This is a genomic window from Streptomyces sp. NPDC052036, from assembly GCF_040680495.1.
GTDB lineage: Bacteria > Actinomycetota > Actinomycetes > Streptomycetales > Streptomycetaceae > Streptomyces.
The window spans coordinates 61,664-76,000 of record NZ_JBFAWW010000029.1 but is presented as its reverse complement, the minus strand read 5'-3'; the positions used below and the strand labels follow the sequence as shown (position 1 = coordinate 76,000).

The window sequence follows — 14,337 nt, the reverse complement described above, 5'->3', positions numbered from 1 at the left end:
TAGGCTGGCCGCGGACGACGAATCGGGAGGAGCACGGACGTGGCCGAAAGCACCACCCAGCAGCAGCCGCTCGCGGGCTGGGACAAGCCGGAGCTGGATCTGACCAACGCCGACTGGCACTCCAGCAGCCGTGGGCAAGGAGATGTCCAGATCGCCTTCGTCGAGGGCTTCATCGCGATGCGCAACAGCGGCAGTCCCGAGAGCCCGTCCCTGATCTTCACCCCGGCGGAGTGGGGTGCGTTCGTGTCAGGGGCGCGAGAGGGAGAGTTCGACCTCACCTGAGGGCCGCCACCGACGGCAGCCGCCACCCGGTCCGCAATTCACGGACACGCGGCCGTGGAAACCGTCCCGGGGCCGCCCTGTGCGCCAGGCTGGCCCCGGAACGATCACAGCTGTGTGCCGGAGGCGAGATTCCATGAGCACCCTGCCGGTCGTCGCGGCCGTCGACGGGTCGGACGACAGCCTGCGCGCCCTGGACTGGGCACTGACCGCGGCCCGACTGCGCGAGACGACGCTGCGCGTGGTCCACGTACGGCAGTACGCGCCCTGGGGGCAGCCCGATGTGCTCGTGGCGGGTCCCCCGGAGCCGGCCCAGGACCCTGCACTCGACCAGGCGCGGAGCCTTGTCGAGCGCCGGGCCGAGCGGCCGGTCGTGGAGTACGCGGCCCCGGAGGGCCCTCCGGTCGCGGTCCTGCCCGAACTGGGCGCCGACGCCCAGTTGATGGTGCTCGGCTCACGCGGTCGCGGAGGCTTCGCCAGCCTGCTGCTCGGCTCCAACAGCCTCGCGGCGGCCCGCGACGCCGCCTGCCCGGTGGTCGTCGTGCCCCGCCCGGGACGCGAGGTGCACGAGGGCCCGTCCGTGGCCCCGGGGCCACGGGTGGTCGTCGGCCTGCACATCGACAGCCCCGCCGAGGCCACCCTCGCCTTCGCCTTCGCGGAGGCGGACCGCCGAAGCGCCCGCTTGCAGGTGATCGCCGTGTACCCGTGGCCCCCGGTGCAGCTCTGGCCGGCGCCCGGTGAACTCATGCCCCCGGCCGTCGATGAGAACGCCGTCGAGGACGAGATCCGGACCCAGGCCATGGGCCTCCTCGCCGTCCACCGCGAGCGGCACCCGGACGTCCATGTCGATCTGTCGACCCCGCCCGGGGACGCGGCGGGCCATCTCGTGGCGGCTTCCAAGGACGCGGAACTCGTCGTCGTGGGCCGCCACCGCCGCCGGGTCCTGGCGCCCGCCCGCATGCTCGGCTCGGTGACCCAGGCGGTCCTGCTGCACGCGGCGTGCCCGGTCGCGGTGATCCCGCTCTCGGCGGACGCCGCCCACACCGACGGCTGACCGCACGAACCGCTCACCGCGCAGAACCGGTCACAACGGCCTGCTCACCCTGCCCGAGCTTGTGTCGGCGGAGCCGGTCAACGGACGGCGACGACGGGAGCCTTACGACAAAGACGCTGCCTCTTCGTCGATCACGTCGCCTCCCTCACCATGCCGACCGAGACCGTCGTTCCCCGAACATCGGCCGACCTAGCCACCACCTGTCGCGGTACGCGGCGGCAGATGACCGGCTCTCCGCGCGGCCGGACCCAGGGCCCGGCTCTTCGCCCGGGCACGTACCATTGCGGCATGTCCTTCCTCCGCCGCCGCAGCGCCACCCCCGCCGGGCCCGACTTCGACGTACTGGCCATGGACCCGGGTGACTGGCCGGGCAACCTCGGTGCCGGCCTGCTGCCCGCCCCCGACGGCAGCTGCCAGGGCGTCTTCCTGCGCTACGACCTGTTCGGCGGCCGCGGCACCGCGATGATCATCGGCAATCTGCCGGAGGGCTCCCCGGCACGCGACGTGGCCGAGGGCGAGATCCCCTTCGAGGCGACCCAGCTCCTGGTCGCGCTGGGGAACGACGAGGAGGTCACCGTCGTCGGGACCGAGGACATCCCCGTGATGCAGGGGGACAACCTCCTCATCGTGCGCCGCCTCAAGCTCTCCGAGAGCCGGATCTCCTGCGTCCAGTTCGACCGCAGCGACAACGTCCTCGTGACCATCGCGGCCTGGGACCGCCCGATCACCGACGACCTGTACACGCTGCTGAAGCCACTGCCCGCGGAGCTGTTCCGGCAGGACTGATCGACAACCGATGGGCCGGACCCGCAGGCGGCGGGTCCGGCCCATCGGCGTCCGACGGCCGTGCCCGGCGGCTACGCGCCCGAGCGCTCCACCTGGACGTCCGCCGCCCGGACGAACTCCACCCGGTGACCGAACTGGACCTCGTAGTACATGTCCTTGCCGACCACGACCCGATGCGAGTCCGGGGCGAAGGTGACCGAGTAGTAGTACTCGCCCGGCACCCTGTCGCCGATCACATGCCGCTGGCCGGACGGCAGGCGATACGGCAGCGGTGACACCGACTGCACCGGCACCCCCGCCGGGTACGCCTCCTTCTCCGGGTACGCCCGGCCGTAGACCGGGATGTCCGCGAGGCCGGCCCTGGGCGTCACCACGAGGCCGGACGTGTTCACCGCGGTCCGCTGCCCCTTCGGATTGTGGAACCAGGCCTTCTGCCCCAGGTACCAGATCGCCGTCCAGTCCCCGTCACGGCCGGCGACCGCGTACCGCTGGCCGGTCGAGACCCGTGAGCCCACGTCGTTCACATCGATCGTCGAGTCGTTCCCCTGGGGATACAGCCCGATGTCCTTGATCAGCGGCGCGGTCTCGTCCGGCGCGCTGTACAGGCGCACTTCGCTGGAACCGTGCGCCGCGCACGGCGTGCCGGGGGTGGTGCAACCCGTGTAGACGGGCTCGTTCGCGGTGTAGTCCGGCAGGATGGTGACCAGGCCGCCCCGGGGGCCGGCCGTGGTGTGGAACGGCCTGCCGAGCAGCTCGAAGTAGTGCCGCCAGTCCCAGTACGGACCCGGATCCGTGTGCATGCCCGGGATCGTCGAGGTCGTCGGGCCCGGAACGTTGTCGTGCCCGAGGATGTGCTGCCGGTCCAGCGGGATGCCGTACTTCTCGGCGAGATACCGCACCAGCCGGGCGGACGCACGGTACATAGCCTCGGTGTACCAGGCGTCCGGGGCGGCGAGGAAGCCCTCGTGCTCGATGCCGACCGACGTGGCGTTGACGTACCAGTTCCCCGCGTGCCAGGCCACGTCCCGCGCCTTCACATGCTGGGCGATCAACCCGTCCGTGGAGCGCACGGTGTAGTTCCAGGACACATACGTGGGGTCCTGGATCAGCTTCATCACACCATCCCACTGGCCTTCGGTGTCATGGATGACGATGTACTTGATGCTCTGGGACACCGGCCGGTCGCCCAGATCGTGGTTGCCGTAGTCGTTGTCGCCGAACTGCTCGTACGGTGCCGGGATCCACTCGCAGGAGACGAGCCTCGGGCACTCGGTCTCGCCGGTGTCGGCCGTGTGCAGTCCGGTCCGTCCCAGCTGGGTGGTGTCGGGGGCGAGGTTCGGCCGTGCGGCGAGCGTGACGCTCTGGCCCGTGTCCGTGGTGCGCCGCTCGCCGGTGCGCAGCACGGAGAAGACGTCGTCCGCGTACGCCGCCGCCGTGGCCCGGTCTTCCGCGGACGAGAACTCGGCCACCGCGCCGTACCAGTCCGCCGGATCGTCGCTGAGCGGCTCGCCCAACTGCTTCTGCGCCGCGGCCAGCAGCGCGGCACCGCCCGCGATGTTCGCGGCCGGGTCGGTGCGCAGCCAGGCGGCCGGGATGCCGGTCAGCTCGGCGGCCCTGGACAGGGTCTTGAGCCGGGCCGGCAGGTCGGCGTCCGGGGGCACCTTCGTCGTCGGCAGCAGCGCGGCGCGGGCCTGGTCGCCCCGGGCGTCCTCCGTACCCTCGCTGTGGTGTGCGGCCTGGGCGAGCGCGGTGCGGGCATCGGTCAGATGCATAGGGCCGTAGCCCCCCGAGACGCTGGGCGCGCCGCCGTGGGTGTCCCAGCGGGACTGCAGATAGGAGACGCCGAGAAGCACACTGCGTGGTACGTGGTACGTGTCGGCCGCGGCGGCGAACGCGCCCTGCAGTCCGGCCGGGGCAGCGGGGCCGGGGGCCGGGGCGGCGCCCAGCAGCGGCAGCAGCAGCGCCGCGGAGGCGACGGCGCCCGCCGTCCTCAGGGCGCGTCTGTGCCAGGCGGGGGAGTGACGGTCTGTGACGGAACCTCGCAATGCAGCCTCCTGGGACGGTCGGGCGCTCTGGGGCGTGCCGGGGCCGAACGTGCGTCAGTGGTACCGGCTCTCCGACGTTCCGTCAATCACGCCCGGACAAAGGCGATTTCCCATGTCAGCGGCAGTGGCAAGAGGTTTCCTCGGGGTGGTGACGCGGCCTGCGGGGCGTCAGTGGAGTGGACCAATGACCCGAACGGTGCACACCCGGGAGGCGGCAGGACCGTCCGGGAACGACAAAGGTCCGCGGTACCGCGCTGTCGCGCACGCACCGCGGACCGTCATCCCCCTCAGCGAGTGCCGACCGCCGCTCGTACGGCCCGGCGGGCCAACTGGCAGTCGTCGTGCAGCCGCCTCAGCAGCAGCCGCTGCTCCTCGCCGGACGGCGCGGCACCCTGGGGGGCCACTCCCGGTGCCGCCGGGGCCGTGTCGTGCATCGAACGCTGCACGGCCGTCTCGTAGGTACGGATCTCCCGGGTCAGGACCAGCATCAGGTTCACCAGGAAGGCGTCGCGCGAGGCCGGACCCGCCGACTGCGCGATCTGGCTGATCTGGCGCCGGGCCACGGGGGCGTCACCGAGGACCGCCCACAACGTCGCCAGGTCGTACCCGGGCAGGTACCAGCCCGCGTGCTCCCAGTCCACCAGCACCGGGCCCGCCGGTGAGAGCAGCATGTTCGACAGCAGCGCGTCGCCGTGACAGAACTGGCCCATGCCCTGCCGGCCCGCCGTGTGGGCGATGTCGTGCAGCAGCTTCTGCAGGTCGCCCATGTCCCGGTCCGTGAGCAGCCCCAGTTCATGGAAGCGCGCGATGCGCTCCGGGTAGTCGAGCGGGGCGTCGAACGTGCCGGCCGGGGGACGCCACGCGTTCAGCCGGCAGATCGCGCCGAGCGCCGTGCGGATGTCCGTGCGCGGCGGTGCCTCCACGGGGTGCCGCTGCAACGCCGCCACCCGGCCCGCCATCCGCTCGATCACCAGGGTGCAGTTGTCCGGGTCCGCTGCGATCAGGCGCGGCACCCGTACCGGGGGCCGGTGCCTGACGAACGCCCGGTACGACGCTATCTCGTGGCGGATACGCTCGGACCAGATGGGTGAGTGGTCCAGTAAACACTTGGCGACCGCCGTACTGCGCCCGGTCGTGCCGATGAGGAGCACGGACCGCCCGCTACGGCGCAGCACCTGGACCGGAGCGAACTCCGGGCAGATGCGGTGCACCGAAGCGATCGCCGTGCGCAGCTGGGCGCCCTGGGGGCCGGACAAGTCGATTCTGCCGCTGAGCGGCTGGGCGCCGACGCCCGGAACGCGGCGCGTACGGCCGGCACCGAGCACCGGGGCCGGGGGCCGCGCGGGTTCGAGATAAGGACCGCCGCCACCCGGGCGGGGGCGCAGCGGCCGGGGCGGGGCGGACACGGAGGACGATGCTGCGTACATGGGTGATACAGATCCCTTCGTGTGCCTGCGAATTCCGCGCCACCCGGCTCGGCCGTCGTGGGTGCACCCTGGGGAATGTCCCTGCGGCGACCGGGTCGGGGTGGCGCGTTCCTACCTGACACCCGTCGCCCCGTGGCACACCATCTGGCGCACCCTGGCGAACCCTGGCGAATAGTCCACAAGCAACTGACGGGGGGCTACTGTCAACTCAGCCGAGAACCTGGGGGCTTGACGTGAGCGGACAACCCAACACCCGCCTGTCGGACCTGTTCGGCCTGGCCGGCTGGTCCAAGGGCGAACTCGCGAGGATGGTCAACCGGCAGGCGGCGGCCATGGGCCACCCCCAGCTGGCGACCGACACCTCACGGGTGCGGCGTTGGATCGACATGGGAGAGATCCCGCGCGATCCGGTTCCGCGGGTGCTGGCGGCGCTGTTCACCGAGCGACTCGGCCGTGTCGTGACCATCGAGGACCTCGGTCTGGTCCGGCACGGGCGCGTGGGGAGACGGCGTGACGACGGGCATGCGCAGCACCCCGACGGAGTTCCGTGGGCGCCCGAGCGGACAGCTGCGGTCCTCACCGAATTCACGGGAATGGACCTCATGCTCAACCGACGCGGCTTGGTAAGCGCGGGCGCCGCGCTCGCCGCAGGATCCGCACTCAGCAGCGCCATGCACGACTGGCTGCACACCGACCCGGCCCTCGTGGCCGACGCCCCCCGCTACGACGATCCCCTGCACGCCGACCCCGCTGGGTTCGACCGCTACGAGGCCGCCCCCATCGGATCGCAGGAGGTCGAGGAACTGGAGCGCTCGGTCGAGGTGTTCCGCGCCTGGGACGCCTCCCGCGGCGGCGGGTTGCAGCGCAAGGCCGTCGTGGGGCAGCTCAACGAGGTGGGAGGCATGCTCTCCTACCACCACCCCGACCATCTGCAGCGGCGCCTGTGGGGCGTCGCCGCCAATCTCGCCGTCCTCGCGGGCTGGATGTCCCACGACATCGGACTGGAGCCCACGGCCCAGAAGTACTTCGTCATCGCCGCCCACGCGGCCCGTGAGGGCGGCGACCGGCCCCGCGCCGGGGAGGCGCTCTCCCGCGCCGCCCGCCAGATGGTGCACCTCGGCCGGCCCGACGACGCACTCGACCTGATGCAGCTCGCCAAGTCCGGCTCCGGCGACGAGGTGCTGCCGCGCACCCAGGCCATGCTCTGCACCATCGAGGCCTGGGCACAGGCGTCCATGGGCAAGGGGCAGGCCATGCGGCGCACCCTTGGCGAGGCGGAGGACCTGTTCGTCTCCGACAAGGGAGATGTGCCCCCGCCGAGCTGGATGCAGATGTTCGACGAGGCGGATCTGCACGGAATGCAGGCCCTCGCCTACCGCACCCTCGCCGAACACGAGCCGGGGGCAGCCCTGATCGCCCAGCGGCACGCCAAGGAGGCGCTGGAGCTGCGGGGGACCGGCCGGGAGCGGTCGAAGATCTTCGACCACATCTCGCTCGCGTCCGCCTGCTTCATCGCCGACGACCCGGAACAGGCCGACCGCTACGCACGGCTGGCCCTGACATCGATGGGCGCGAACTCCTCGCTGCGTACCTGGGACCGACTGCGTGAGATGTACCGGCTCACAGGGCAGTACGCCAGCTACCCGAAGATCCAGGATCTGCGTGAGGAGATCAAACTGGCGCTTCCGAAGGGGCTGTCGAAGCCCAGGAGCGGCAACAGCACCCCGGCATGAGGCGGTTGGTGCCGGACCTGAGGTCCCGCACGTCTTCGCTGTCCTTGTGCGTGCGTGACGAACTCGTGTGTCTCGTCCCTCAGGAGACGACCCTGGCGACGAGCAGACAGGCGTCGTCCACGCGCTCGCTCTCGCCGAACTCCTCCACGACGGTCCGTACGCAGTCCTGGGCCGTGCGGGCGCCGCCGAGGCGCGGGGCCAGGTCGAGCAGCGTTTGGACGGCAGCCGTGTCACCGTGCCGCGGGACCAGCCCGTCGGTGTGCAGGAGCAGCAGGTCGCCTGCCCGGAGGGTCACTTCGGCCTGCCCGTAGGCGGCTGACGAGGTCGCCCCGAGCAGCACGCCGTCCGGTGCTGCGAGCACGCGCCCCGTCCCGCCGCGGTACAGCAGCGGGGCGGGGTGTCCTGCCTGCGCCCAGCTCAGGGTGCGGGTGGCGGGCCGGTAGCGGCAGCAGACCGCGCTGCCGAGGGCCGGCTGGGCGGAGGCGTCGAGCAGCTGGTTGAGCCAGCCCATCAGACGGCCCGGCTCGGCCCCCGTGACGGCCATACCGCGCAGGGCACCGATCAGCGTCGCCATGCCGGAGGCCACGGTCACCCCGTGTCCGGTGAGGTCGCCGATGCTGAGCAGGGTGTCCCCGCCGGGCAGTTCCAGCGCGTCGTACCAGTCGCCGCCGATCGGTCGGCTCGCGGAGGACGGCAGCCGGCGGGCGGCCAGATCCAGTGTGCCGGGACCCTGCTGCGAGAGCCGCAGGGAGCCGCGCCAGGGCGGCAGCACGGCTTCCTGGAGCTCGACCGCGAGCTGGTGCTCGGTGTGCGCGCGCCGTTGCAGCGAGTCACGGGACTCGTGCACGGTGTGCTGAGTGCGGCGCAGTGAGCTGACGTCCCGCAGTACGGCCCACATCGAGGCGGTGCTGCCGTCGGCGTCGAGCACGGGCTCGCCCATCATGTGCACGGTGCGGACCTCGCCGCCGGGACGCCCGATCCGGAACTCCCCGTCGATGGGCTTGCCGTCGACCAGACAGTCCGTGACCATCGCCGTCAGCAGCGGCCGGTCCTCCTCGTGCACCAGTGAGGGCAGCTCGTCGAGGGTCAGCGCGGGGGCCGCGGGGTCGCGGCCCAGGATCCGGTACAGCTCGCCGGACCAACTGACCTCGTCCGTCAGGAGGTTCCACTCCGCGCTGCCGACCCGGCTGAGCAGCGAGCCCCCCGGTGCGGCGGGCGGGGCCGCCGGGGTGGGGTCCGCGGGGCGGTCGTCGGCGGGCACAGCCGGGGGGCCGTCCCGCAGCTGGCCCAAGTGCTCGTCCAGGTCCCTGAGTTGGTGCAGCGCGAGATCGCACAGTGCGCGCTGCCATCGGCCTTCGGGATCCGATCCGTCCTCGGACGCCTCCTGTCGTACGGCGTCCACCTCTCCGCGCAGCTGCCGTGTCTGCGAGATGAGCGCATCCACCGTGCCGCGCTGGGGCGACCCGGCGGCTGGGCGGTCCGCGGAGAGGTGGGGTGGCATGACGCGCTCCGATACGGGACGGTTCGACCAAGGGTTACGGAAGGACCACTACGACTGTTGCACAGCCCGCGACGCCCTGTAAGGGATTTGGCAAGACACGATACGGTGGTGCTTCTGGCATATGTCAGCGGCCTGGCGGAGCGCTGCGGCGGGCCGACGGGTGCGGATGCCCGGACCGGCCAAGTCGGCTGTGACACAAGGGATTTGAGGGGCCCGAGGGGCGGACGTTCCCTCGTTCAAGCGTGCGCTCGTTGGGCATATGTGCGACTAGTGGGGGCGGTTGCCGTCCTCCCCGTACAGCCCCGGCCGTGGGGCGAGATCCACGGTCTGCCGCACACCCTCGTGCAGCGCCCGGACCCCTGCCTCGGCCACCGCCGAGGCCGCGTACCCGTCCCACACGGACGGCCCGGAGACCCGACCCTGCCGGGTGGCGTCGACCCAGGACCGCACCTCCCGGTCGTAGGCGTCCGCGAACCGTACGAGATAGTCCTGCGCGACCTCCTCGTACGCCGTCCCCGCACGGGTCACGACCATCGAGTGTCCGTCGCCGATCCGGGCGCTGCCGTCCTCGCAGACCGCCTCGCAGCGCACCTGGTACCCGAAGCCGCAGTTGACGAAGACCTCCACGTCGACCAGGGCGCCGCCCGAGGTCTCGAACACGACGAACTGGGGGTCGATGAGGTCCTCCGGGGCGTTCCCGGACGGCCGCGGACGCAGCACCGACACCGCGGTCAGCTCCTGGCCCAGCAGCCAGCGGGCCGCGTCGATCTCGTGCGACACCGAGCTGTTGATCAGCATGTCCGTGGTGAAGTGCGACGGCGAGGACACATTGCGATGCGTGCAGTGCAGCATCAGCGTCCGGCCCAGCCGTCCGCTGTCCAGCAGGGACTTCAGGCGCACGTACTCGGCGTCGTACCGCCGCATGAACCCCACCTGCGCGAGCCGTCGCCCGAGCCGGGCCTCCGCCTCCACCACGCGCAGCGCCCCGGCCGCGTCCGGCGCCAGCGGCTTCTCGCACAGCACCGGCAGGCCGCGCGCGAAGGCCGCGAGCAGCGCCTCCTCGTGCGCCGCTCCGGGCGAGGCGACCAGCACGGCCTCGACACCGGGCGCGTCGAGCGCCGCCTGCGGTTCGGAGTACACCAATACGCCGTCGATACCGCCCGTGGCCTGCTTGGCGCGGTCCGTGTCGGGATCCGCCACGGACACCACCCTGGCCCCGCTCACGCCATGGCTCAGACGACGTATGTGGTCGGCACCCATGTGCCCCGCACCCAGTACCGCCACGCCCAGCAGGTCGCCCATGTGCCGCTCTCCCCTTCCGTGGATCACCCCCGGCAGGGTAGACCCCGGAAGGGACCAGCCTCAGTAGCGGAGCACCCCGGCGATGCCCTGTGCGTCACCGAGGGCGCCGTCGGGGACGAAGCGGACCTCGGCGCCGGTGTCCAGACAGCGCTCGACGATCTCGTCCACGATGTCCTCGCGGGCGTCGAGGTCCCCGCGCTCGGCCGGTACGAGGTGGTCGCCGGCGTCGTCACGGACCGTCACACGGTAGTTCTCCTCGACGGCGAGCAGCCGGATCCGGCCGTCCGACGCGTTCCGCCAGACCTCGTCCACACCGGCCGCGAACGCCTTGCGGCCGCGCGCCGCCTCCAGCTCCCGGCGGACCCTTTCGACGTTCCTGCGGGCCTCGGCGGCGATCACCGGCTGTACCGCCTGCCACACGGCCTCGGGGGTGCCGTGCGCGAGACCGCCGTGCGGCACCTGGACCCCCTCCCTGGCGACGCCGCCGGACTCGTCGAGCACGGACAGTGCCGCCTGCTCGCCGCTGATGTACAGCGGCCGCGGGTCCTGGCGCAGGAGCCTGCCCATCGCGAGGTCCGCCTCGCGCAGGAAATGGCGGGTGTCCTCGTCGCGGAAGGTGCTCGGGGTGTCACCGATCTGCATCCGGCGTTCGGCGTCGAAGTTCTCCCGGCCCCTGATCAGCGGGAAGCCGCCCGTGCGGGCCTCGGTGACATGACCGGCTCCGCCGTTCCACAGCGTGACCCGGTCCGGGGAGACCGCCAGTACCCAGAACGGCCGCTCCGCGGCGTTCGCGGCCACCAGGTTGCGGGTGAGGAAGGTGTCGGACAGCACCACCCGCTCGGGCACCGAACGGCCCACTGCCCACACCTGGTGCTCACCCGGCGCGGCGAAGATCACGACGCCGTCCTCGGTGTACGTCAGATCGATCTCACCGAGCGCCTGGTCGAGCTGGGTCTCGACGTCGATCCGGCGCTCGCGCGTGACCGCGGGATCGGACTCCAACTGCTTCTTCGCGTCGGCCAGCGCGTTGCGCAGCCGCACGCGGTCCTGGGCGTTGTCCGGCTCGCGGCGGTGCGTCGGCGCGAGGACCGACACCGCGGGGTAGGGTCGCGGCCGGCGCAGTTCCGCGAGGGTCGAGGGACTGAGCGCTTCCATATCAGCACCTTAGGACCGATTCGCGTGTAGGGCATTCGGGGCAATCGGGCCGACGGGTTCACCGCCATGGCGTACGGCGAGGCCGGCGCCCGGTCGTGGAGGGATTGGGAAACTCTTTGTCCATGGCCAGGACCTGACCGTTCCGGCCCGAGGCGAAGCCGGTCGGCGGGTCCGCACAGGGCAAAACGGGGCAGGAACGGTCGAGTGGCCGGGGCCCGTCGGGTTGCGGACGAGTTGACCGCGTCCCCTGTGTGGCAGACGCTCGACATATAGCTGCTCCATGCACCTGGTTTGCCCGGGAGCGGTCCGGACCCTGAGGAAGTCGCAGGTGAACGGGCTGGTCCCGGGCGACAGGAAGCGGGAGGTCACACATGTGCGGCATCACCGGCTGGGTCTCCTACGACCGCGATCTGCGGACCGAGGGCGCGACCTTGGATGCGATGACGGAGACGATGGCCTGCCGCGGTCCCGACGCCCGCGACACCTGGACCGAGGGACCCGCCGCCCTCGGACACCGTAGGCTCGCGATCATCGACCTGCCCGGCGGACGCCAGCCGATGTCCGCAGACACCCCGGGCGGCACGGTCGTGCTCGTCTACTCGGGAGAGGCCTACAACTTCACCGAGCTGCGTCGCGAACTGACCGGGCGGGGCCACCATTTCGGCACCGACTCCGACACCGAGGTGGTCCTGCGCGGCTACCTCGAATGGGGCGACGCCCTCGCCGAACGCCTCAACGGCATGTACGCCTTCGCCGTCTGGGACGGCCGCAACGACACCCTCGTGATGATCCGCGACCGCATGGGCATCAAGCCGCTCTACTACTACCCGACCTCCGACGGCGTCCTCTTCGGCTCGGAACCGAAGGCGATCCTCGCCAACCCGCTGGCCCCGGCCCGGGTCCGCCTCGGCGGGCTGCGCGAACTGTTCACCATGGTCAAGACGCCCGGGCACGCCGTCTGGGACGGCATGCACGAGGTCGAGCCCGGCACGGTCGTCACCGTCGACCGCAACGGCCCCCGGCGGCGCGTGTACTGGCAGCTCGAGACCCGCCCCCACACCGACGACCGCGCCGCCTCCGTCGCCAAGGTGCGCTCGCTGCTCGACGACATCGTGCGCCGCCAGTTGGTCGCCGACGTGCCCCGGTGCACCCTGCTGTCGGGAGGACTCGACTCCTCCGCGATGACCGCGCTGGCCGCACGGCAGTTGGCTGTGCAGGGCGAGAAGGTGCGTAGTTTCGCGGTGGACTTCGTCGGTCAGACCGAGCACTTCGTCGCCGACGAGCTGCGCCGCACGCCCGACGCGCCGTTCGTGCACGACGTGGCGCAGGCCTGCGGGACCGACCACCAGGACATCGTCCTCGACGTGGAAGCCCTCGCCGACCTCGACGTGCGCGCGGCGGTCATCCGCGCCCGGGACCTTCCGACGGGGTTCGGCGACATGGACACCTCGCTCCTGCTGCTGTTCCGCGCGATCCGTGAGCGCTCCACGGTCGCGCTGTCGGGGGAGTCCGCCGACGAGGTCTTCGGCGGCTATCTCCAGTTCTTCGACGAGGAGGCCCGCGCCGCCGAGACCTTCCCCTGGCTCGTGCCCTCCGCCCTGCGACTGGGCAGGGACGAAGAGATCCTGCGCCCCGAGGTGACGGAGGTCCTGAATCTGGACTCCTACATCGCGGACGGGTACCGCACGGCGGTCTCGGCTGTGGCGCGCCTCGACGGCGAGAGCGACTTCGAGTACCGGATGCGGCGGATCTGTCATCTCCATCTGACCCGCTTCGTACGCATCCTGCTCGACCGCAAGGACCGTACGAGCATGGCGGTCGGCCTGGAGGTACGGGTGCCGTACTGCGACCACCGGCTCGTGGAATACGTGTACAACACCCCTTGGTCGCTGAAGTCGTTCGACGGCCGGGAGAAGAGCCTGCTCCGGGAGGCCACCCGGGACCTGCTCCCGAGGTCCGTCTACGACCGGGTCAAGAGCCCCTACCCCTCCACCCAGGACCCCCGGTACGCGGTCGCCCTCCAGGAACAGGCCAAGGCTCTCCTCGCCCGCCCTGGCCACCCGGTCTTCGACCTGGTCGACCGGGAACGGGTCCGGGAAGCGACCGAGCGCGTCACACCGCAGATCACCCAGAACTCGCGCCGCGGCCTCGAACGCACCCTGGACCTCGCGTTGTGGCTCGACCTCTACACGCCCGAGGTGTCCCTGACCTGACGCCTCGGGGCGCACGGACGGCGCGTGCGGTGAGTCCTGGGGTTCGACACCGGGCCACTCGAAGGGGTGAAAGGCAGATAAGCCATAACTCGGATTGGTTCCTCTGCGTTTTATCGGGTGCGGGCGAGTGCTCGCGACCATGTCTGGAAGGCAGAGAACCTATGAAACGGGTTACCCGAAATGGTTTGATCGCCGCGGCCGCCGCCTCAGGGGCGCTGGCCACGGCGCTGCCGGCGCACGCGGACTCCGCGGCGCACGGCACCGATGCGGGTTCGCCCGGACTGATCTCCGGCAACAGCATTCAGTTCCCGGTGCACGTGCCGGTCAACGTGTGCGGCAACACCGTGAACGTCCTGGGACTCCTCGACCCGGCCGCGGGCAACGCCTGTGTGAACCGGGACATGCACCGCGCACGCCCGCGCCACGGGATCGGGACCGCCTCCGGTGCCGCCTCCTCGTACGGCAGGGCGAAGGGCTCGGGGGGCCTGCTCGCGGGCAACGAGGTGCAGGTGCCGGTTCACCTCCCGGTGAACATCAGCGGCAACTCGGTGAATGTGGTCGGTCTGGGCGACAAGGCTGTCGGCAACACGTCCGTCAACTCCTCGCCCGGCCGGCCCCACCCCGCCCCGCGGCCGGTCGCGCCGCCGAGGGCGCACACTCCCGCACCGGTCGTGGCCCGGCCCGTCCCGCAGTCGACGGCGATGCTCGCCCACACGGGCGCGGAGGCACCCCTGCCCGGGCTCGCGGGAGGTGCGGCCCTGGTGCTCGGAGGAACGATCCTCTACCGCCGCTTCCGTGTGAGGGCGGCCCGCTGAGCCGGCCTCCGCAGGCCGAGGAGGGCC

General features: G+C 71.6%; 11 protein-coding genes. 6 read left to right on the top strand and 5 right to left on the bottom strand.

Features of this window, described 5'->3' with window-relative positions; translation table 11 throughout:
• The first annotated feature begins 39 nt into the window (after positions 1 to 39).
• The 3 genes from AB0L95_RS30660 (at position 40) to AB0L95_RS30650 (ending at position 2,119) form a co-directional block, all read left to right on the top strand.
• Complete coding sequence (locus tag AB0L95_RS30660; protein ID WP_365167083.1) at positions 40 to 282, top strand: DUF397 domain-containing protein; 243 nt, start codon at positions 40 to 42, stop codon at positions 280 to 282.
• A gap of 133 nt (positions 283 to 415) precedes the next feature.
• Positions 416 to 1,333, top strand: coding sequence for a universal stress protein (locus AB0L95_RS30655; RefSeq protein WP_365167081.1), 918 nt, complete (start codon positions 416 to 418; stop codon positions 1,331 to 1,333).
• A gap of 288 nt (positions 1,334 to 1,621) precedes the next feature.
• Positions 1,622 to 2,119: a hypothetical protein gene (locus AB0L95_RS30650; protein WP_365167079.1), complete on the top strand. Its 498-nt coding sequence runs from the start codon at positions 1,622 to 1,624 to the stop codon at positions 2,117 to 2,119.
• Between the two features lie 71 nt (positions 2,120 to 2,190).
• On the opposite strand, the gene AB0L95_RS30645 is transcribed toward AB0L95_RS30650, so the two are convergent.
• The gene (locus tag AB0L95_RS30645; protein WP_365167077.1) at positions 2,191 to 4,164 is read right to left on the bottom strand and encodes a peptidoglycan recognition family protein; all 1,974 of its coding nucleotides are present in this window, start codon (positions 4,162 to 4,164) and stop codon (positions 2,191 to 2,193) included.
• 287 nt (positions 4,165 to 4,451) lie between these two features.
• Positions 4,452 to 5,591 carry an aminoglycoside phosphotransferase family protein gene (locus AB0L95_RS30640; protein WP_365167074.1) on the bottom strand — a complete coding sequence of 380 codons (1,140 nt, stop codon included), beginning with the start codon at positions 5,589 to 5,591 and terminating at the stop codon, positions 4,452 to 4,454.
• 233 nt (positions 5,592 to 5,824) lie between these two features.
• On the opposite strand from AB0L95_RS30640, the gene AB0L95_RS30635 reads away from it, so the two are divergent.
• Positions 5,825 to 7,324, top strand: a complete 1,500-nt coding sequence (locus AB0L95_RS30635; RefSeq protein WP_365167071.1) for a hypothetical protein — start codon at positions 5,825 to 5,827, stop codon at positions 7,322 to 7,324.
• Positions 7,325 to 7,403: 79 nt separating this feature from the next.
• On the opposite strand, the gene AB0L95_RS30630 is transcribed toward AB0L95_RS30635, so the two are convergent.
• The 3 genes from AB0L95_RS30630 to AB0L95_RS30620 form a co-directional block, all read right to left on the bottom strand.
• Positions 7,404 to 8,825, bottom strand: a complete 1,422-nt coding sequence (locus AB0L95_RS30630; protein WP_365167069.1) for a SpoIIE family protein phosphatase — start codon at positions 8,823 to 8,825, stop codon at positions 7,404 to 7,406.
• Between the two features lie 267 nt (positions 8,826 to 9,092).
• On the bottom strand, positions 9,093 to 10,127 hold the full coding sequence (locus AB0L95_RS30625; RefSeq protein WP_365167139.1) for a Gfo/Idh/MocA family oxidoreductase: 1,035 nt from the start codon (positions 10,125 to 10,127) through the stop codon (positions 9,093 to 9,095).
• A 60-nt stretch (positions 10,128 to 10,187) separates the two neighbouring features.
• On the bottom strand, positions 10,188 to 11,282 hold the full coding sequence (locus tag AB0L95_RS30620) for a chemotaxis protein (protein WP_365167067.1): 1,095 nt from the start codon (positions 11,280 to 11,282) through the stop codon (positions 10,188 to 10,190).
• A 371-nt stretch (positions 11,283 to 11,653) separates the two neighbouring features.
• Here AB0L95_RS30620 and asnB point away from each other — a divergent pair, with 371 nt between their 5' ends.
• On the top strand, positions 11,654 to 13,495 hold the full coding sequence (asnB, locus tag AB0L95_RS30615; RefSeq protein WP_365167064.1) for an asparagine synthase (glutamine-hydrolyzing): 1,842 nt from the start codon (positions 11,654 to 11,656) through the stop codon (positions 13,493 to 13,495).
• 185 nt (positions 13,496 to 13,680) lie between these two features.
• On the top strand, positions 13,681 to 14,310 hold the full coding sequence (locus AB0L95_RS30610; RefSeq protein WP_365167062.1) for a chaplin: 630 nt from the start codon (positions 13,681 to 13,683) through the stop codon (positions 14,308 to 14,310).
• The last annotated feature ends 27 nt before the right edge of the window (positions 14,311 to 14,337 follow it).

Excerpts from the sequence above, each read along its gene's own strand:
- AB0L95_RS30655 (WP_365167081.1), top strand. The coding sequence starts at position 416 with ATGAGCACCCTGCCGGTCGTCGCGGCCGTCGACGGGTCGGACGACAGC.
- AB0L95_RS30650 (WP_365167079.1), top strand. The coding sequence starts at position 1,622 with ATGTCCTTCCTCCGCCGCCGCAGCGCCACCCCCGCCGGGCCCGACTTC.
- AB0L95_RS30640 (WP_365167074.1), bottom strand. The coding sequence starts at position 5,591 with ATGTACGCAGCATCGTCCTCCGTGTCCGCCCCGCCCCGGCCGCTGCGC.
- AB0L95_RS30630 (WP_365167069.1), bottom strand. The coding sequence starts at position 8,825 with ATGCCACCCCACCTCTCCGCGGACCGCCCAGCCGCCGGGTCGCCCCAG.
- AB0L95_RS30625 (WP_365167139.1), bottom strand. The coding sequence starts at position 10,127 with ATGGGCGACCTGCTGGGCGTGGCGGTACTGGGTGCGGGGCACATGGGT.
- AB0L95_RS30620 (WP_365167067.1), bottom strand. The coding sequence starts at position 11,282 with ATGGAAGCGCTCAGTCCCTCGACCCTCGCGGAACTGCGCCGGCCGCGA.
- asnB (WP_365167064.1), top strand. The coding sequence starts at position 11,654 with ATGTGCGGCATCACCGGCTGGGTCTCCTACGACCGCGATCTGCGGACC.